We start from the raw sequence: 17,278 nt of genomic DNA on the forward strand, positions 1-17,278 counted from the left end.
TTGTACACTACTCTGCCATCCGTAGGCAATGGATGTTCCTGTAAGGGAACACACTAATTTCAGACTGTAATCAAAAGAGCGTATGACATCCTTCGGGTTGTTGTACGCTCTTTTGATTAAAGCTTGATGAAAGCGTAGAACATTTGCATACTTTTCGTTATAATGGAACCTGAGAAACCGTTTACCCAAAAGACTTTTAGATATAGAGGTGGAGGAGACATATGAGCATTTACATCAATCAGGAGAAACTTCAGTTTCATTTACAGACCCGTGAGGCCAGTTACGTATTTCAGGTACTGCCTTCAGGATATTTGGTACATTTGTATTATGGCAAAAAATTACGCGACACCGATCTGAGCTGGTTGCATGTACGGACAGAACGAGCATCTTTCAGTCCGAACCCGGTACCAGAGGACCGTACGATTTCATTTGATACATTGGCAGTGGAACTACCCGTGTATGGCACAAGTGATTTCCGTAATCCGGCTATCCAACTGGAACTTGAAAATGGCTCGACGGTTTCGGAGTTTACGTATACAGGCCATCGACTGGTCAAAGGAAAGGCAGCGCTTACAGGACTGCCAGCAACGTATGTTGAATCCGATGACGAAGCAGAGACGCTGGTTATTGAGTTGGAAGACAAAGTCGCAGGTATCAAGATTGAGCTTTCCTATACAGCCTTTACGGCATTTAATGCGATTACACGCTCCATGCGTATCGTTAATGAGAGCGCTACCTCAGTGAACGTGGTGCGTGCGCTCAGTTCTTCCGTCGATTTCCCGCATGCGGATTATGAATTGCTGCAGTTGTCAGGGGCTTGGACACGTGAACGTGATATTGTTCGCAGACCTCTTGCTTCCGGACTACAAGGGATTGAGAGCCGTCGTGGCTCAAGCAGTCACCAACAGAATCCATTTATTGCGCTGATGACACCGGGAACGGATGAAGATCAGGGAGAAGTCTATGGATTCAGTCTCGTCTACAGCGGTAGCTTCACCGCACAGGCTGAAGTGGATCAGTTCCACACCACTCGTGTATCGCTTGGGATCAACCCGTTCGAGTTCAGCTGGAAGCTGGAGCCACAGGAAGCATTCCAGACACCTGAGACCGTTATGGTGTATTCGGATGCAGGGCTGGATGGCATGTCTCAGTCCTATCATGAACTGTACCGGGAGCGTCTTGCGCGTGGTCAGTTCCGTAATGCGGAACGTCCTGTTCTGGTCAACAACTGGGAAGCTACCTATTTTGGTTTCAACGCAGACAAAATCGAACAGATTGCTCGCGCCGGACAGAAGCTGGGTATTGAGCTGTTTGTCCTGGATGATGGCTGGTTTGGACACCGGGACAGCGACAACTCCTCGCTGGGTGACTGGATTGTAGATAAGAATAAATTGCCACAAGGCCTTGATGACCTGGCAAATCGTGTGACAAGTCTGGACATGCAGTTCGGATTGTGGTTCGAGCCTGAGATGATCTCACCAGACAGTGAGCTGTACCGTGCACACCCAGACTGGTGTCTGCATGTGCCTGATCGTCGCCGGACAGAAGGACGCGAGCAACTGGTACTCGACTTCTCCCGTCAGGATGTGCGTGATGAGATCGTACGCATGTTAACGGATGTACTTGGCTCTGCACCAATCACTTATGTGAAATGGGACATGAACCGGAATATGACGGAAGTGGGTTCTGCATTGCTTCCGGCAGACAGACAGCGTGAGACTGCGCATCGTTACATGCTGGGGCTGTATGACGTTATGGAACGAATCACTTCGGCGTTCCCGAACATTCTCTTCGAGAGCTGTTCTGGTGGTGGTGGCCGCTTTGATCCAGGTATGCTGTATTACATGCCACAGACGTGGACAAGTGATAACACGGATGCCATATCCCGCCTGCGAATTCAATACGGTACGAGTCTTGTTTACCCGGTAAGTTCGATGGGATCGCATATCTCAGCGGTACCGAATCATCAGGTCAACCGGATAACTTCACTTGAGATTCGGGGACATGTTGCGATGTCGGGCAACTTCGGTTACGAGCTGGACCTGACGAAATTCACGGAGGAAGAGAACGAGATCGTGAAAGCACAGGTAGAGCTGTACAAGGAGATCCGTGGAACGGTTCAATATGGAACATTCCGCCGTTTGCTCAGTCCATTTGAAGGCAATGAGACAGCATGGATGTTTATTGCACCAGACGGTAGCGAAGCCGTTGTATTCTACTTCCGCGTGCTCTCTGAACCGAATGCACCACTGCAGCGTCTGAAACTGAAAGGATTGGACCCTAATGCGGATTACCGTCTGAAAGGCGGCTCGGAGACCTTTACCGGGGATGCCCTGATGTATGGCGGTATTTCAGTAGGCAGTGCATCAGGAGATTACCTGAGTGAGATGTTCCGGTTCGAGCGCGTCTAGATAAGTGAACTACATTTTATTTACACGGATACTACGATGACAGAACAACCTTCCAATCGCTGTTATCCCCAGATTTTTTGATTCCCTTTTCTCAAAGGGAAAATCCGGAGATAAAGGCGAAGTGTATGCTCCCGAAGTAGCTTTCTTGCAGAAAGCTTATAGCTTCGCTTTTTCAGGTTTTTTCTGTCCTCTCCGTCATCGTGTAAATGAGCAGTTTCACTTATTTAGACTGCAATTGCATATAAGGTTTTAACAAGGGAGGGCCGAGGAGCGTCGTGTTGACGTTTTTCGGTCTTTTTATGGTGTATTGGGGAAGGCTTGAGAATGACATCATCCTGTCAGAACTTGTATGCTATCGGATTGATGGAAATTTGGACGGGATTTTGTGATAATATAAGGTAGAGTGGATGAATCTGATGATTCAACCATACTGTAATTACAGCAGCAGAGCTGCCCTGAAATGATTGTAACGAACGATTCAGGAAGGAAAGAGGGATTTATTTTGTCTGAACAGGAAACGGTTCTGGAACCCAATGAAGAAACAATAAAGGCAGAACGCCATGAACGAATCATCAAACAGGTAGCCAAGGAACTGTCACTGTCCTTGAAGCAAGTCCGTACTACGTCGGAGCTTCTGGACGAAGGCAATACGATTCCATTTATAGCGCGCTACCGTAAAGAAATGACTGGAGAGCTGGATGAGAACCAGCTGCGATCGATTGAAGAACGCATTGTGTATCTGCGCAACCTCGAGGATCGCAAATTGGAAGTCATCCGTATTATAGAGGAACAGGGCAAGCTGACCGCAGAACTGCAGAAATCCATTACCCAGGCTGTGAAGCTGCAGGAAGTGGAAGACTTGTATCGACCTTACCGTCAGAAGCGGAAAACGCGTGCCAGCGTAGCCAAAGAAAAAGGTCTTGAACCCCTTGCTGTATGGATCTGGGGTCAACCGAAACAAGGAGATGCGCTTCAGGAAGCTGCGCGTTATATCAATGCTGAACTGGGCGTAGAAGATGCGGAGTCGGCGCTTCAGGGAGCCAAAGATATCCTCGCGGAGAACATTGCAGACGATGCTGCCATTCGTGCATGGATTCGTCGGTACACCTTGGATCACGGCATGCTGACTTCGGAGGCGAAGGATGCTCAAGAGGAGTCCGTATACGAGAATTATTATGATTACCGCGAATTAGCCAAGAAAATGCCTCCACACCGTATTCTCGCGATTAATCGTGGTGAACGGGAAAATATTCTGAAAGTCGGTCTCGAAGTACAGGCAGAGCCGGCCCATCGCCACATGGAAGGACAGATCATTCGTGGTGCTTCTGCCGTACAGGACGTCCTGCGTGCGGTAATTGAAGATGCCTACAAGCGGCTTATTGCGCCTTCCATCGAGCGTGAAGTTCGTGGAGAACTTACGGAAAAAGGTGAAAATCAGGCCATTTCGGTATTCTCGGCTAACCTGCGTAACCTGTTGCTTCAGCCGCCAATTCATGGCAAACGTGTGCTGGGTGTCGATCCGGCCTATCGTACGGGTTGTAAATTGGCTGTAGTGGACGATACAGGCAAGCTATTGGAAGTAGCTGTTACCTATCCGACGCCACCGCACAACAAGAAACGTGAAGCAGCCGAAGTATTCCATCGGATGATCAAGCAATATGATATTGGTCTGATCGTTATCGGTAACGGTACAGGATCGCGTGAAACGGAGCAGTTTGTAGCCGAGATCATTCAGGAGAACGGTGACGAAAGTCTCGTATATCTGATCGTTAACGAAGCTGGAGCGAGTGTCTATTCTGCATCCAAGCTGGCCCAGGACGAATTCCCGGACCTCGATGTAGCTGAACGCAGTGCGGCTTCGATTGCTCGCCGGGTGCAAGATCCGCTGGCTGAGTTGGTTAAGATTGATCCAAAAGCCATTGGTGTGGGTCAATATCAGCATGATGTTTCCCAGAAGATTTTGGAAGAAAGCCTGAAGGCTGTCGTGGAATCCGCAGTTAACCATGTGGGCGTGGACGTGAATACAGCTTCGCCTTCATTGCTGTCCTATGTTGCTGGAGTTAACGCTACGATTGCCAAAAACATTGTGAAGTACCGTGAAGAAAATGGTCGGTTCACGAACCGCCGCCAGTTGCAGAAAGTACCACGTCTAGGCGCCAAAACGTATGAGCAGTGTGTAGGCTTTATGCGTATTGGTGAGGGTGAGAACCCACTGGACCGTACACCGATTCACCCTGAATCCTACAAGGTCGTGGATCAGCTGTTCAAGGAGCTTCAGGTTGCACTGGACAAGCTGGGTACCAAGGAACTGTCGGTATTGCTTTCTGAGCAACAGCCAGAGCAGCTGGCTGTGAAACTGGACGTGGGTGTGCCTACATTGCGTGACATTCTGGACAGCTTGCAGCGTCCGGGTCGTGACCCGCGTGAAGAGATGCCATTGCCAATCTTCCGTACGGATGTATTGAAAATTGAGGATCTGGTGGAAGGCATGGAGCTGCAGGGTACAGTTCGGAACGTTATTGATTTCGGTGCCTTTGTCGATATTGGAATTAAGAGTGATGGGCTTGTCCATATTTCACAACTGAGCAACGGATATGTTAAACATCCGATGGACGTGGTGTCTGTCGGGGATAACGTAACGGTGTGGGTCATGAATGTAGATACCAAAAAAGGCCGTGTCGGCCTTACGATGAAGAAGCCTGCGTCCGCACAACAGTCTTCTTAGTTATAGGATTGGAGAACAGCCTTCCTGAGTAGGAAGGCTGTTTGTTGTCGACAATAATGGTCCCGTTATCCGTTCTCATTCCTCTGGTAAGTACGGTAGCTATGATCATGTGCTTTTTCTTAAAGTTCGTAGTCAAAAGCGGACTTTTTGAACAACCTCTTAAAGTTCGTTCTCCGCGCTGCGCGGTGTGCCGCTTGCTGGTTTGTTACGATAAAAGAACCAGCATTCGTTCAGCAGCTTGATTTGCCGGCTGTCCTTTTTGTGAAATGCACGCATCAGTTGATTGCAAAGCCATTGAGGCAAGGGTATCTCCTCCTCTTGCATAATTCATCTGTACGTTAGCATATGTGACAATAGCCTGGACTGTGCGGGATAAGTGAAGGACCCCGGCAAATCAATATCTCAATCACCAAAAAGCACAAATCCCAATGCAGGGAGATGTGCTTTCCGTTGTTCTCATTTTAAAATGATACGTGGAGTGAATTAGAGAGCTTCCATCTCTTCTTCATACCATTGTTCCAATTGGGCCTGAAGCGCCCGAATTTCGGTAAGCAGGGAGATCAAAGGATAATGGCTTTCACGTAGTGCTGCAAAAGATTCTTCAAGTGCATTGATATAATCAAGGCCGCCAATAATAGTAAGATTTTCGTTCAGGAGATCGAGGTTGTCGCATTCGGCGATCGCCCAAGGCAGGACAGGGACATCTGCTGCAGTGAGTTTATCAATTTCCTTATGCAGGCGCAGATTGAGCGCACTGAGTTGATAGGCATAATCTGAAGGCATTTCCACAAACTGCAATTGTTGTTCCTGCTGCAAGATAACATAGCGCATTGTAGGCATAACGAGTAATAATCTCCCCTCATACATTCTACTTGACAGTGTAGCCTACGAAACGGTTAAAATTCAAGTATATGGCCGGAAAAACCAATACTCCGAGGGGGTGCAAGGAGAGGATACCGATGGAAAATGAGGAATTACAACGATGGATTGAACAGGTATCGCTGGATCATTTCGGAGTTCCGTTCACCCACGAAGCGTTGTTTAACGGTCGTCTGACTACCACAGGTGGACGTTATATGCTCAAAAGTCACCGGATTGAGATCAATCCGCATCAGCTCGAAGCCTACGGGCGAGATGAGGTAGAGAAGATTATCAAGCATGAGCTATGCCACTATCATCTGCATATTCGCGGTCGCGGTTATCAGCATCGGGACCCGGAGTTTAAGGCTTTATTGCAGAAGGTAGGAGGCTCACGGTTCTGCCAATCCCTTCCTGACGGCAAAGGCAGGAAGCCATTACCCTATCGTTATAAGCTGGTGTGCAAGAGCTGTGGTACGGAATATTTGCGTAAGCGGAAAATAGATCCGAAGCGTTACCGCTGTGGTCGTTGTGCGGGAAAACTGGCACTTCAGAATATCTGATGTGTGTATTGTTCACTACGCGTAAGAAAGTGATGAAAGGCATGTTGACTTGGATTATTAATCATGATAAATTAATCTTATTCAAGTTAATTTTCCCTGATAGCTCAGTTGGTAGAGCACTCGACTGTTAATCGAGTTGTCACAGGTTCGAGCCCTGTTCGGGGAGCCATTTCTTGGAGAGATACCCAAGTGGCTATAAGGGGACCCTCTGCTAAGGGGTTAGACTGCGTAAGCGGTGCGAGGGTTCGAATCCCTCTCTCTCCGTTCTGATTAAACTTCTCTGCAAAGGGATGAGAACCCTAAAGGTTCGTCGGAGCATCAGCTTCGTTAGCAATACTTCGCAGTCTCGAACGAAGTGAGAGTATCCCTCTCTCTCCGTTCTGAATAAACAATAAAATCCTCTTCACATTAGATCGGCTAACCGGTCACAGTGAAGGGGATTTTTTGCGTTTTATTCTTCTTCGTTAATCCTGTGCTGCACTTCCATCTACAGCCTATAGTGAGATACCCAACACCTCATATAAACCTTTCTTGCCTGCTTCCGTCACTTCGACAGAGCGACTTCCTTTTTTTTGACGAGTCCATTCCAGTTCCGATAATCGTTGCTTTAGCTGTTCGCCAAGCATGCCTGAGAGATGATGACGGCGTTCGCTCCAATCCAGACATTTACGAGCGATGGCCCGGCGTGATCCCGGCTTCATCTGAAGTTTAATTCCAAACGTGGTGAACCATTGCGTTCCTTCCTCCGTAACATGGTAATCCTTACTGTGTGCCTCTTCGGGCTCTGTAAGATACCCCTTCTCTAACAAGGCTTCACAGAGCGAAATTCCCAATTTACCTGCCAAATGACCATAACAGGTCCGTGCATAGCTCAATTGTTGAAGCTGATCGGATTGTTTGAGAGAGCGTACCTGTACCGGCGGGGCGATACTGGCCATCGTTTCAATCAGATTAGCAATTTCTTTGCTTGCAAGACGGTAGTATCGGTGACGGCCCTGCTGTTCAACTTCAAGTAATCCTCCCTCGACGAGTTTGGCGAGATGGCTGCTTGCCGTCTGGGGAGTGACACCTGCTATATGAGCAAGCTCTCCAGCGGGCAATGCCCGCCCATCCAGCAAAGATGACAGAAAAATAGAGCGGCTTGGATCAGCGATTAACGACGCAATAATAGTAATATTCGGATATACATTCATACTTCGATGATATATGAACTATTGCTGTATTACAATTCTGTTGTATCGACCCATAGGGGTCAGATTGAGATAATAAAACCAATGGAATTGGAACAGGAGAGGTACAGGATGAACAAAATAACGAAACAGGACTTTGCTACAGAGCAATTGTCCCAAAGTCCAGAATGGATTCAACACGAAACGATTAATCCCAGTATTTTATATTATGGTACGCCTGTATTGCTGTTAAGCACATTAAACAAGGGTGGGTCAACGAACCTGTCTCCACTGTCCTCATCTTGGGCACTGGGGGACTGTCTGGTTCTCGGTGTAGGTACACAGGCCAAAGCCTATGAAAATCTGAGTCGACACCCTGAGTGTGTGATTAATTTGCCGGATGTATCTATGTGGAAACAGGTTGAAGCATTGGGTCGTTATACGGGAGTTACCCCGGTTCCTGAGGAGAAAAGGCAGATGGGCTATACGTTTTGCCATGATAAATTCACTGTAGCTGGATTGACATCTGAAAGCTCGGTTCATGTGGCTCCAGATAAAATAGCTGAATGTCCGCTCCAGATTGAAGCGTCTGTACAACACATACGTGTTCCCGAACATACACCGTTCATGGCGATTGTGGAAGTGAAAGCGTTGAAGGTGCACGCGCACACACGCCTGATATCTGGACCGAACAAGATTAATCCGGAGGAATGGCATCCTCTGATATATAATTTCAGACATTATTACGGATTGGGAGAGAGACAAGGGGAAAATTTCCGGGCAGAGAATTGACCTGAGTGAGGTTCAAGGGAAAGATTGGGTAATAGTAAAGAAAGACACATGTAAGCATATACATAACGAAAGAGGTGATGTGCATGGAAGTGGAATACTTGATGCGTGTACTCATAGCTGGGATATGTGGTGTGCTGATTGGATATGAGCGCAAAACCGTATGAAAGAGGCGGGAATTCGTACTCATTTTGTGGTCGCTGTCGGTGCTGCCCTGATGATGATTGTGTCCAAGTACGGATTCCAGGATCAAGCTGGCTGGGACAATCTGTCTCTTGATCCATCGAGGATTGCAGCACAGGTGGTTAGCGGTGTGGGTTTCATTGGAGCAGGCATGATCTTCACGCAGCGCCACACGGTCAGAGGATTGACCACAGCGACTGGAATATGGGCTACGGCAGGCATGGGGCTTGCGGTAGGTTCAGGTCTGTATTGGACAGGTGCAGGGGTGACACTGCTTATTGTAGTTGCACAGATGCTACTGCATAGACCCACACGCTGGCTGGTGTCGGCCCGAACAGAGACGTTAACCATCCACTTGCAAAAGGAAGGGGAGGCCCTGAAGGCTGTTTTGGCACTTCTGGGACAGGAAAAGATCTCGGTCATCGGATTTAAAACAGAACAGCAAACAAGCACAGGCTCCGTGGAAGAGACTGTGCTTGAGTTCACGTTGCAACTGCCGGGTTCATACCGGGGCGAGCAACTGATTATTTTGTTACAGGACGTGCCTCATGTTCGATCTGCTGAGTTGAAATGAAGCGAACCTGCATGGATTAACAGGTGACCATGCAGGTTCAGTGGTTGGTTGTAGCACAGGGTCAGTTATTGACCTTCTCCGACAACGGTTTCCGGACGGGACACCGGTTTCCCTTCAAGCAGGCACTCAATGGCATGTGCGACACCGTGCTCGACATTCGTCAGCGTTATGGCTTTGGCTAATGCTTGAATTTCGGGTTCGCCATTCCCCATGGCGATGCCGAGTCCAGCCATTTTTAACATGGAGACATCGTTGAAGTTATCGCCGATCGCTGCTGTATCTTCCATGGAGATGTTCAGGTGAGCCGCCAGTTTGGACAGGGCATTACCTTTGGATACGTCCGGGTGCTGCATTTCGAAGTTATGCTCAAAGGATACAACCATTGCGACATCGGATCGGGAAGCGAAGTATTCTCGTCCTGTCTTTACTTTGTCCGGATTCATGGAGAAGGCCATAATATTATAGATGTAAGCTTCTGCCGGAATTTCGAGGTGGCTGTTTACGCGGTGGTAGTCTTTTTTGTCGTAGTGTTTCTTGATGGCCCGAATCATCCGTGCAATGTCCTCACCGGGATTAGAACCCAGAACGCGTTCCATCTCAGCGAGCAAAGTTTCATGACTGCTAAGCGGGGCATAGATGCCTTGTTGCGTTGAAGCCTCATAATAGACATCATGATCTTCCAGCCACTGCATGACGGAAGCTGCTGTGTCACGCTCGAGCGGAAGATGGAATAAACGTTCACCGTCTGCGTCATGAATTGTCGCTCCATTGGAGCCGATAATTGGGGTTTTGATTCCGCCTTCGCGGCTGATGGTCACAACATCGGAATAGACGCGGCCTGTAGCAATGGTAACTTTCATACCGGATTGCTGTGCTTTTTGGATGGCTGCTGCGTTCTCCGGGCTAATCTGGCTGTCTCTGTTCAATAATGTTCCATCTAAATCTGTGGCAAATAATTTCATATACTTACAACTCCTTATCATCTGTAGGTTCAGGAATGAGAATCTCAACTTGCTGTTCGGCTAGAAAAACAAGCCATTCTTTGGTTGGCCATTGATCCGTAATCAATACATCCACCAATGACCAGTCGGCAAAACGATAACCATAACGTCTATCAAACTTGGATTGATCTGCAAGAACAACGACTTTCTTGGCAGCCTTCATCATTTGGTGTTTAATTTTCCCTTCCTCTTCGGAAGCACTGAAGCCATCCATGGTGATACCGCCAATTCCGATAAAGGCTTTATCTACATAATAGTGGGAGAGGGTCTCGATAACAGAAGTACCGTAGACATAACGTTGTTCCTTATCCACTTTGCCGCCGAGTAAACGAATCTGGACAGCCGTGTGGTTGGAGAGAAGATCAGCGGAATGAATTGAATTGGTAATGACGGTACAGGATTTGCCGTTCAAGTTCTCGGCACACGCCTGCACGGTTGTGGAAGAATCCAGAATAATGATCTCGCCTTGTCTTACAATGGCCGCCGCGAGCTTGCCGATGGCCCTCTTTTCCTCAGAAACATCGAGTAGACGGTCTTTATAGGATCTGAATTCTTGCGGAGGAGGGGGGAGAATGGCACCGCCGCGTGTTCGAATGATGGCATCCTGTTCCTCAAGCTTGATCAGATCCCTACGAGCAGTATCCCGTGATACATCAAATAAGGTGACAATATCATCGGCTGAGATGCGATTGTGTTTGCGTAGATGTTCAACAATGAGCTGCATTCGTTCTTCTTGAAACAAACATGTCACCTCCGGGTGTATGGATGACCGTACTTATACTGATACTTTAATTATAAGTATTCCTAATGTACTTTGCAATATTATAAGTGAACGTAAGTTTTTATAAGTGTTTTGATGAATGGTTTACATTGTTCCAGCACGGGGATGACATTAGCGTGAATGGGGAGAGGGCGAATAACGGATCTCTGAAGCGTGGTATGCAATGGGCAAAAAGGGGTGAAAAGTAAATTCGAAAAAAAGTATTGCAAGTTCAAATTGTCCTGTGGTATACTCATTCTTGTCGCCAAGAAAGACAACTAGTTATTAAGGCCCGTTGGTCAAGGGGTTAAGACACCTCCCTTTCACGGAGGTAACAGGGGTTCGAATCCCCTACGGGTCATATCTTCACCACCTCATGAGATCTATATTCCTGATGAGAAATCCTCAAAGTCATTGCTCTTAGAGACTAGAATGAAGCATGGCACATCCGGTGAAGTTTACAGCAAGAGCCATTAGCTCAGTTGGTAGAGCACCTGACTTTTAATCAGGGTGTCGAAGGTTCGAGCCCTTCATGGCTCACCATTTTTACAATTGAATATGCGGTCGTGGTGGAATGGCAGACACGCTATCTTGAGGGGGTAGTGGGTGTATACCCGTGGAGGTTCGAGTCCTCTCGACCGCATCACAGTAACAACGTTATAAGATAGACTCTCATGGTTACTCATGGGAGTCTATCTTTGTGTTATGCGATACACCTGGTGGCATGTCAGGTATTTAAAGGCTGAGCATTCAGGAATAATGTGGTATAATTCAAGCAGATGAGTTGATTATTACGGTTGGAAGGCGGTTCTTGTATGCAGTCGATCTATGAGCGAATTGAACACCTGATTGCCGAACGAGGAATGACCAAGAAGGCTTTCTGCCAACAGCTGAAGATTAGCACAGGCAATCTGGGTGATTGGAAACGTGGCAAGTCTATTCCGAGTACGAATAAGTTAATTGAGATTGCTTCGTTTTTTGATGTGAGCCTGGACTGGCTCATGATTGGGCGTCCGTCGAAGGAAGCGATGGTACGGGAAAAACGGGAGGATTATTTTTTTGACGTGTTGCGGCAATTGAATTGCCAGGAAAGTGAATTATCGACTGTGGAACAGTCTTTTATCAGTGAATATATCGAGTTTACCCGTTACCGCAAATCCAAGGAAAGCAAAGATGCAGGAGACTATCGCTATGGAGCTGAGAACAAATCAGAAAACAATTCTGAGGAAAACGAAGCGTAAACGATATGAGCAACCATAGACTAAATGTACAAAAACCTCTGGACTAATCCGAACATACTCGGAATATGTTCAGAGGTTTTTGTGTTTATCCATGCATGCTTCATGCCTTATTTACGAAAGATGAGGGTTTCTTTGCCCAGTAGATGGGGACGGAGTGTATTCCAGATCTGAAGACATTGCTCCTGAAGCTCCCAAGCTGCCATGCCAAGTAGTCGAACGCCGATGCCTCCGGTTGCCAGCAAACTCGCACCTGCGAGCATTCGTCCATCTGGTGGCAGAGCGGATCTGACTTGTTCCAACTCTGCAGTGCCCAGTCCCGGGGCAATCATCCATAACGCAGCCGTGTGGGTATAGTGAAGGAGGGACGCTGAGTGTTTGGGGTCATCGGTTTCCGGTTCGATTCCGAATCGATCCCAGACAGCCAGTTGCTCTCCTTGCCATATCTCCGTCAAGCTGCGGTAACGCTTGAATTGGAAAGCTTCTCCCCGATGAATGCGTCCGGCAGACCAGATATCTGCATAAGCCAGGATAGCCTGGTCTTCCAGCTCAAAGGTTACAGCGAGTGATGAAGAACTTCCCTTGAAGGGGATAACGCATTCAGGGAAATATTCCAGTGTGGCTCCTTTTCCCAACCGAAAATGATGATTGACAGATGAAGGAAGCGATGGAGTGGGATGAAGCCTGGTAGCTGACGTACTGCTCAGCATCACATGGGTTCCTTCGCCTAATACCCACTCGGAATGATAATGATCCCCGTTAAGGACGCCGGGAGAGACGTCTGACGTATACACACATAATTCGGTTCCGCCTCCGGGAGGTCGAAAGGATCGGCTAAACCGGAGAGGTGCACTGTAATAACGATCGGTCATGACAGTCCGCTCACCTTGAAAGGCAAAAGTGGCCCGAAGCTCGCTGCGGCGCGTGACGGGTCCACCTGCACTTTCGTTCCGATTCATCTCTGTTCCCGTGGGAACAGAAGATGAATTAATGCGAGTGAGTGCCATGCTCATGGCTGTGTGAATGCAGATGTGCAGCGGAAGTGTCGTCATCCATATATTGATGTTCGAGCCAGTGGACAATCTCGGACACACCTTCACCGCTCATTAGATTAGACATGACATAAGGACGGCCTTCGCGTACCCGCTCCGTATCATTTTTCATGACTTCCAGGCTTGCTCCAACGTAAGGGGCAAGGTCGGTTTTGTTGATTAGCAACAGATCTGAACGTGTGATGCCGGGACCGCCTTTGCGAGGAAGTTTCTCCCCTTGGGCGACGTCGATAATGTAGATGAACACATCAGCGAGTTCTGGACTGAATGCGGCAGAGAGATTGTCGCCGCCGCTCTCGATAAAGATCAGTTGCAGATCCGGGAAACGTGCAATTAACTCGTCAACCGCTTCGAAATTCATGGAGGCATCCTCGCGAATAGCTGTGTGCGGGCATCCGCCTGTCTCTACGCCGATAATACGCTCTGGTGCCAATGCATTCTGACGCAGCAAGATTTCGGCATCTTCCTTGGTATATATGTCATTGGTGATGACAGCAAGACTATAACGTGTACGCAGTGCCTTGGATAGTTTCTCCACAAGGGCTGTTTTACCTGAACCTACCGGTCCGCCAATTCCAATTCGCATCGGACGACTCCGATCAAATGCCTTGCGTTCCCACTCCGGATGATGCGTATGATTAGCTCCTCCACACATAACAATTCCTCCTAAGTTAGATAAAAGTTGTAGTTAAGACATAAACAGTCGCGCGGGTAAGTTCTCGTGCCGCATGGCGTAGATTTCCTGGGCGATTCCGAAGCTGTGCATGTCTTCCGGGTCATTTTCCCGAATGAGAGCCCATTCCGCTTCAATGTCATCAAGCAGTTTCTGAATCAACATTTGCGCTTCGGTTTGTCCGATGGGCAGAAGGCGAAGTGCGCTATTCACATAAGCGTTAACTGAGGTATACAGATGCCCGGTGACGGCTTCATCCAATCCAATCTCCAATTGATAGTTGATATAACCGTGAATGGTCGTGATGCCGCAATACGCGCCGTATTCCCGGATGGCCTCATCAATCAGGGAAAAGTCCATCCATGGATAAAGTGAGCGGGCGAGCTTAAGCAGTCGCTTTCCCATTTTGTGGCCGCTTTCCCTGAGTTCCCGAGGGGAGCGCTGGGCGTGGACACGCTTGTCATATAGAGCAAGTAGAGCGGCATCTTGCTGTTTTATCGCCTGATAGACTCCTTTGATGGCAAGGCCATCTAGTCGAACAAGGCTGGAATGAAGCTGGCTGCGAATAAACTGTTCAAGCTGCGCGGTATTTCGCACGGTGCCATCATGCGTATAAGCCTCCAGACCGAAGGAATGGGAGAACCCGCCGATGGGCAGCGCTGAATCCAGCAGTTGAACGTAACGAAGTAGCTTCGTGCCACTATTCATCATGCGTTGCCCCCTTATCAGCTAATCCGTATTCATATCAAAACATAAAGTACCGCTGTGCCATAGGCAGCTCGTCTGCGGGTTCACAGGTGAGAAGTTCGCCGTCGGCGCGTACCTCATAGGTTTCGGGATCGACTTCAATGACAGGGGTTACGTCGTTATGAATCATGTCTTTTTTGCTGACCGAGCGGCAGCCTTTGACGGGTTCGACCCGTTTTTTCAGGCCCAATGTCTCTTTGATTCCTGCATCTGCTGCGGCTTGGGAGACAAAGGTGATCGATCCGCTGGCAATGGCGCTACCATAGGCTCCGAACATCGGTCTGCCGAATACAGGCTGGGGTGTCGGGATGGAAGCATTGGGATCACCCATCTGGGCGAACGTGATCATGCCACCTTTAATGACGATCTCGGGTTTTACTCCGAAGTAGGCTGGTTTCCACACCACTAGATCGGCCAACTTTCCGACTTCCACCGAACCGACGAGGTGACCGATTCCGTGTGCGATAGCTGGATTAATCGTATATTTGGCGATATATCTCTTGATTCGATCGTTATCTGAGGGTGAATCCGGGTTTAGATCGAGTTTGCCGCGTTGTTTTTTCATTTTGTCGGCTGTCTGCCAAGTGCGGATAATGACTTCACCCACTCGGCCCATGGCCTGTGAATCGGAACTGATAATGCTGAACACGCCAAGATCATGCAAAATATCTTCGGCTGCGATTGTTTCGGGACGAATCCGTGAATCAGCAAAAGCCACATCTTCCGGGATGGATGGGTCCAGATGGTGACAAACCATCAACATATCGAGATGCTCTTCTACAGTGTTGCGTGTGTAGGGTCGTGTTGGATTAGTTGATGAGGGGATGACGTAGGACTCCCCAGCGGCCCGGATAATATCCGGTGCGTGTCCGCCACCAGCGCCTTCTGTGTGGTACGTGTGGATCGTTCGGCCGTTGATTGCTGCCAGTGTGTTTTCGAGAAATCCGGTTTCGTTCAGCGTATCGGTATGGATAGCGACTTGAACGTCATGTTCTCCGGCGGCAGTCAGGCAGGCATCGATAGCGCTCGGGGTAGTACCCCAATCCTCATGCAGCTTCAGGCCGATTACACCAGCTTCAATCTGTTCAATTAAAGGTGGGGTACTGGAACTGTTACCTTTACCGAGGTAACCGATGTTCATGGGAAAAGCCTCTGCGGATTCCAGCATCCGGTGGATGTGCCAGGCTCCTGGGGTGCAGGTGGTGGCTTTGGTACCTGTTGCCGGTCCTGTTCCGCCGCCGATCATGGTCGTTACCCCTGAGGATAATGCGGTCTGAATCTGCTGTGGGCAGATGAAATGAATATGGGTATCAATGCCGCCGGCAGTAACAATCATGCCTTCCCCAGCAATAATCTCCGTGGAAGCACCGATGACCAGTGCGGGATGCACACCATCCATTGTATCCGGGTTGCCGGATTTGCCAATGGCGCAGATGTGACCATCCCGAATGCCGATATCCGCTTTTACAATACCCCAATGATCGATAATGATGGCGTTGGTGATAACAGTATCAGGCGTGCCGTCACTTCGCAGAGCAGAGGTGGACTGGCCCATCCCGTCGCGGATAACCTTGCCACCCCCGAACTTGCTCTCATCTCCATATACGGCATAATCATGTTCAATCTCTGCCCATAGTTCGGTATCCGCAAGTCTTACGGCATCACCGGTTGTGGGTCCGAACATCGACGCGTATTGTTCGCGGCTCATTCGTTTCATGAAGGCTCACCTCCATCTTGTACGGGAGGGGAGAACGTCTTCAGGAATGCCTCCAGTTTCTGCGGATCAGGAGCTTGATCCGCAGGGCCTTCGGTTAATCCGTTGAACCCGTGAATCTGGCGTTTGCCGCCAAAGGTCGTGAGATCGACAGGTTTCTCTTCACCGGGTTCGAAGCGTACTGCGGTGCCTGCCGGAATGTGCAGGCGATGTCCGAAAGCTGAAGTGCGATCGAAGTCCAGTGCTGCATTAACTTCATAGAAGTGAACGTGAGAGCCGACCTGGACGGGACGGTCGCCGCGGTTAAGGACAATCAGGCGTAGGGTTGAACGATCCGGATGACAGATGATGTCGTCATCTGGCTTCAAGCGGTATTCACCAGGAATCATGGCTTCTCCTGCCTTTCTCAGCGTATAGGTTCATGTACGGTAACCAGTTTCGTACCGTCAGGAAATGTGGCTTCTACCTGTACTTCAGGAATCATATCGGCAACACCATCCATACAGTCTTCACGTGTCAGGATGGTGCCTCCGTATCTCATTAATTCGGCAACACTCATTCCATCCCGTGCCCGCTCCATAAGTTCGGAGGTTAACAAGGCGATGGCTTCGGGGACATTCAACTTAAGTCCGCGTGCTCTTCGTTCGCGGGCGAGGTTAGCGGCCACGGTAATCAGGAGTTTTTCCTTTTCCTGCTCAGTCCAGTGCAAGGCAATCCGACCTTTCGCTTATAATATCTGATATGTTCATGGATCATGTTATGTGTTAAATATACTCACACAGGGTGAATCCTTTGTCAATAAGATTCAAAGCTTATTAGCA

The 17,278-nt window shown here is 48.7% G+C and carries 17 protein-coding genes and 5 tRNA genes; 11 read left to right on the top strand and 11 right to left on the bottom strand.

The genetic code is table 11. The features are described 5' to 3' along the window. Positions 1-221: 221 nt before the first annotated feature. Both M1D71_RS06340 and M1D71_RS06345 read left to right on the top strand, forming a co-directional pair. A complete protein-coding gene (locus tag M1D71_RS06340; RefSeq protein ID WP_458125733.1) occupies positions 222-2,411 on the top strand; it encodes an alpha-galactosidase in 2,190 nt (729 codons plus the stop codon). Positions 2,412-2,913: 502 nt separating this feature from the next. Next, complete coding sequence (locus M1D71_RS06345) at positions 2,914-5,136, top strand: Tex family protein (RefSeq protein WP_458125734.1); 2,223 nt, start codon at positions 2,914-2,916, stop codon at positions 5,134-5,136. A gap of 159 nt (positions 5,137-5,295) precedes the next feature. On the opposite strand, the gene cmpA is transcribed toward M1D71_RS06345, so the two are convergent. Both cmpA and M1D71_RS06355 read right to left on the bottom strand, forming a co-directional pair. Continuing rightward, entirely contained in the window at positions 5,296-5,439 is a 144-nt protein-coding gene (gene cmpA, locus M1D71_RS06350; protein ID WP_105408244.1) for a cortex morphogenetic protein CmpA, read from the bottom strand. Positions 5,440-5,619: 180 nt separating this feature from the next. Next, positions 5,620-5,976: a hydrolase/acyltransferase gene (locus tag M1D71_RS06355; protein WP_336759533.1), complete on the bottom strand. Its 357-nt coding sequence runs from the start codon at positions 5,974-5,976 to the stop codon at positions 5,620-5,622. Between the two features lie 119 nt (positions 5,977-6,095). On the opposite strand from M1D71_RS06355, the gene M1D71_RS06360 reads away from it, so the two are divergent. The 3 genes from M1D71_RS06360 (at position 6,096) to M1D71_RS06370 (ending at position 6,821) form a co-directional block, all read left to right on the top strand. Further along, on the top strand, positions 6,096-6,557 hold the full coding sequence (locus M1D71_RS06360) for a SprT family protein (protein ID WP_458125735.1): 462 nt from the start codon (positions 6,096-6,098) through the stop codon (positions 6,555-6,557). Positions 6,558-6,650: 93 nt separating this feature from the next. Then, positions 6,651-6,726: transfer RNA gene (locus M1D71_RS06365), tRNA-Asn, on the top strand. A gap of 6 nt (positions 6,727-6,732) precedes the next feature. Beyond that, positions 6,733-6,821: transfer RNA gene (locus M1D71_RS06370), tRNA-Ser, on the top strand. Between the two features lie 230 nt (positions 6,822-7,051). Here M1D71_RS06370 and M1D71_RS06375 read toward each other — a convergent pair. Continuing rightward, on the bottom strand, positions 7,052-7,750 hold the full coding sequence (locus M1D71_RS06375; RefSeq protein ID WP_458125736.1) for an ArsR/SmtB family transcription factor: 699 nt from the start codon (positions 7,748-7,750) through the stop codon (positions 7,052-7,054). A gap of 108 nt (positions 7,751-7,858) precedes the next feature. Here M1D71_RS06375 and M1D71_RS06380 point away from each other — a divergent pair, with 108 nt between their 5' ends. Then, the gene (locus M1D71_RS06380) at positions 7,859-8,518 is read left to right on the top strand and encodes a flavin reductase family protein (protein ID WP_458125737.1); all 660 of its coding nucleotides are present in this window, start codon (positions 7,859-7,861) and stop codon (positions 8,516-8,518) included. A gap of 160 nt (positions 8,519-8,678) precedes the next feature. Further along, positions 8,679-9,272 carry an MgtC/SapB family protein gene (locus M1D71_RS06385; protein ID WP_458125738.1) on the top strand — a complete coding sequence of 198 codons (594 nt, stop codon included), beginning with the start codon at positions 8,679-8,681 and terminating at the stop codon, positions 9,270-9,272. 65 nt (positions 9,273-9,337) lie between these two features. Here the strand turns inward: M1D71_RS06385 and M1D71_RS06390 are convergent, their stop codons facing one another. Continuing rightward, positions 9,338-10,234 carry a Cof-type HAD-IIB family hydrolase gene (locus M1D71_RS06390; protein ID WP_458125739.1) on the bottom strand — a complete coding sequence of 299 codons (897 nt, stop codon included), beginning with the start codon at positions 10,232-10,234 and terminating at the stop codon, positions 9,338-9,340. 4 nt (positions 10,235-10,238) lie between these two features. Continuing rightward, positions 10,239-11,015 carry a DeoR/GlpR family DNA-binding transcription regulator gene (locus M1D71_RS06395; protein WP_062833114.1) on the bottom strand — a complete coding sequence of 259 codons (777 nt, stop codon included), beginning with the start codon at positions 11,013-11,015 and terminating at the stop codon, positions 10,239-10,241. A gap of 307 nt (positions 11,016-11,322) precedes the next feature. Between M1D71_RS06395 and M1D71_RS06400 the strand changes: the two genes are divergently transcribed. From M1D71_RS06400 to M1D71_RS06415, 4 genes are all read left to right on the top strand, one after another. Then, positions 11,323-11,394 (top strand) — tRNA-Glu (locus tag M1D71_RS06400). Positions 11,395-11,500: 106 nt separating this feature from the next. After that, positions 11,501-11,576 (top strand) — tRNA-Lys (locus tag M1D71_RS06405). 17 nt (positions 11,577-11,593) lie between these two features. Continuing rightward, positions 11,594-11,676: transfer RNA gene (locus tag M1D71_RS06410), tRNA-Leu, on the top strand. Between the two features lie 172 nt (positions 11,677-11,848). Then, positions 11,849-12,274: a helix-turn-helix domain-containing protein gene (locus M1D71_RS06415; RefSeq protein ID WP_458125740.1), complete on the top strand. Its 426-nt coding sequence runs from the start codon at positions 11,849-11,851 to the stop codon at positions 12,272-12,274. Positions 12,275-12,381: 107 nt separating this feature from the next. Here the strand turns inward: M1D71_RS06415 and M1D71_RS06420 are convergent, their stop codons facing one another. The 6 genes from M1D71_RS06420 to M1D71_RS06445 are packed head-to-tail and all read right to left on the bottom strand — an operon-like array spanning position 12,382 to position 17,166. Continuing rightward, on the bottom strand, positions 12,382-13,230 hold the full coding sequence (locus M1D71_RS06420) for an urease accessory protein UreD (RefSeq protein ID WP_458125741.1): 849 nt from the start codon (positions 13,228-13,230) through the stop codon (positions 12,382-12,384). A 28-nt stretch (positions 13,231-13,258) separates the two neighbouring features. Continuing rightward, complete coding sequence (gene ureG / locus M1D71_RS06425) at positions 13,259-13,978, bottom strand: urease accessory protein UreG (RefSeq protein WP_458125742.1); 720 nt, start codon at positions 13,976-13,978, stop codon at positions 13,259-13,261. Positions 13,979-14,011: 33 nt separating this feature from the next. Next, positions 14,012-14,707 carry an urease accessory protein UreF gene (locus M1D71_RS06430; RefSeq protein ID WP_458125743.1) on the bottom strand — a complete coding sequence of 232 codons (696 nt, stop codon included), beginning with the start codon at positions 14,705-14,707 and terminating at the stop codon, positions 14,012-14,014. Positions 14,708-14,741: 34 nt separating this feature from the next. Next, positions 14,742-16,460: an urease subunit alpha gene (ureC, locus tag M1D71_RS06435; protein WP_145320427.1), complete on the bottom strand. Its 1,719-nt coding sequence runs from the start codon at positions 16,458-16,460 to the stop codon at positions 14,742-14,744. Continuing rightward, positions 16,457-16,846, bottom strand: coding sequence for an urease subunit beta (locus tag M1D71_RS06440; RefSeq protein ID WP_458125744.1), 390 nt, complete (start codon positions 16,844-16,846; stop codon positions 16,457-16,459). The genes ureC and M1D71_RS06440 overlap by 4 nt, the downstream gene beginning before the upstream one ends. 17 nt (positions 16,847-16,863) lie before the next feature. Continuing rightward, on the bottom strand, positions 16,864-17,166 hold the full coding sequence (locus M1D71_RS06445) for an urease subunit gamma (RefSeq protein ID WP_062833121.1): 303 nt from the start codon (positions 17,164-17,166) through the stop codon (positions 16,864-16,866). Positions 17,167-17,278: the final 112 nt, after the last annotated feature.

Source organism: Paenibacillus sp. Z3-2 (genome assembly GCF_054161325.1).

Excerpts from the sequence above, each read along its gene's own strand:
- M1D71_RS06340 (WP_458125733.1), top strand. The coding sequence starts at position 222 with ATGAGCATTTACATCAATCAGGAGAAACTTCAGTTTCATTTACAGACC.
- M1D71_RS06380 (WP_458125737.1), top strand. The coding sequence starts at position 7,859 with ATGAACAAAATAACGAAACAGGACTTTGCTACAGAGCAATTGTCCCAA.
- M1D71_RS06385 (WP_458125738.1), top strand. The coding sequence starts at position 8,679 with ATGAAAGAGGCGGGAATTCGTACTCATTTTGTGGTCGCTGTCGGTGCT.
- M1D71_RS06415 (WP_458125740.1), top strand. The coding sequence starts at position 11,849 with ATGCAGTCGATCTATGAGCGAATTGAACACCTGATTGCCGAACGAGGA.
- ureG (WP_458125742.1), bottom strand. The coding sequence starts at position 13,978 with ATGTGTGGAGGAGCTAATCATACGCATCATCCGGAGTGGGAACGCAAG.
- M1D71_RS06420 (WP_458125741.1), bottom strand. The coding sequence starts at position 13,230 with ATGAATCGGAACGAAAGTGCAGGTGGACCCGTCACGCGCCGCAGCGAG.
- M1D71_RS06360 (WP_458125735.1), top strand. The coding sequence starts at position 6,096 with ATGGAAAATGAGGAATTACAACGATGGATTGAACAGGTATCGCTGGAT.
- M1D71_RS06375 (WP_458125736.1), bottom strand. The coding sequence starts at position 7,750 with ATGAATGTATATCCGAATATTACTATTATTGCGTCGTTAATCGCTGAT.
- M1D71_RS06430 (WP_458125743.1), bottom strand. The coding sequence starts at position 14,707 with ATGATGAATAGTGGCACGAAGCTACTTCGTTACGTTCAACTGCTGGAT.
- ureC (WP_145320427.1), bottom strand. The coding sequence starts at position 16,460 with ATGAAACGAATGAGCCGCGAACAATACGCGTCGATGTTCGGACCCACA.
- M1D71_RS06440 (WP_458125744.1), bottom strand. The coding sequence starts at position 16,846 with ATGATTCCTGGTGAATACCGCTTGAAGCCAGATGACGACATCATCTGT.
- M1D71_RS06355 (WP_336759533.1), bottom strand. The coding sequence starts at position 5,976 with ATGCCTACAATGCGCTATGTTATCTTGCAGCAGGAACAACAATTGCAG.
- M1D71_RS06390 (WP_458125739.1), bottom strand. The coding sequence starts at position 10,234 with ATGAAATTATTTGCCACAGATTTAGATGGAACATTATTGAACAGAGAC.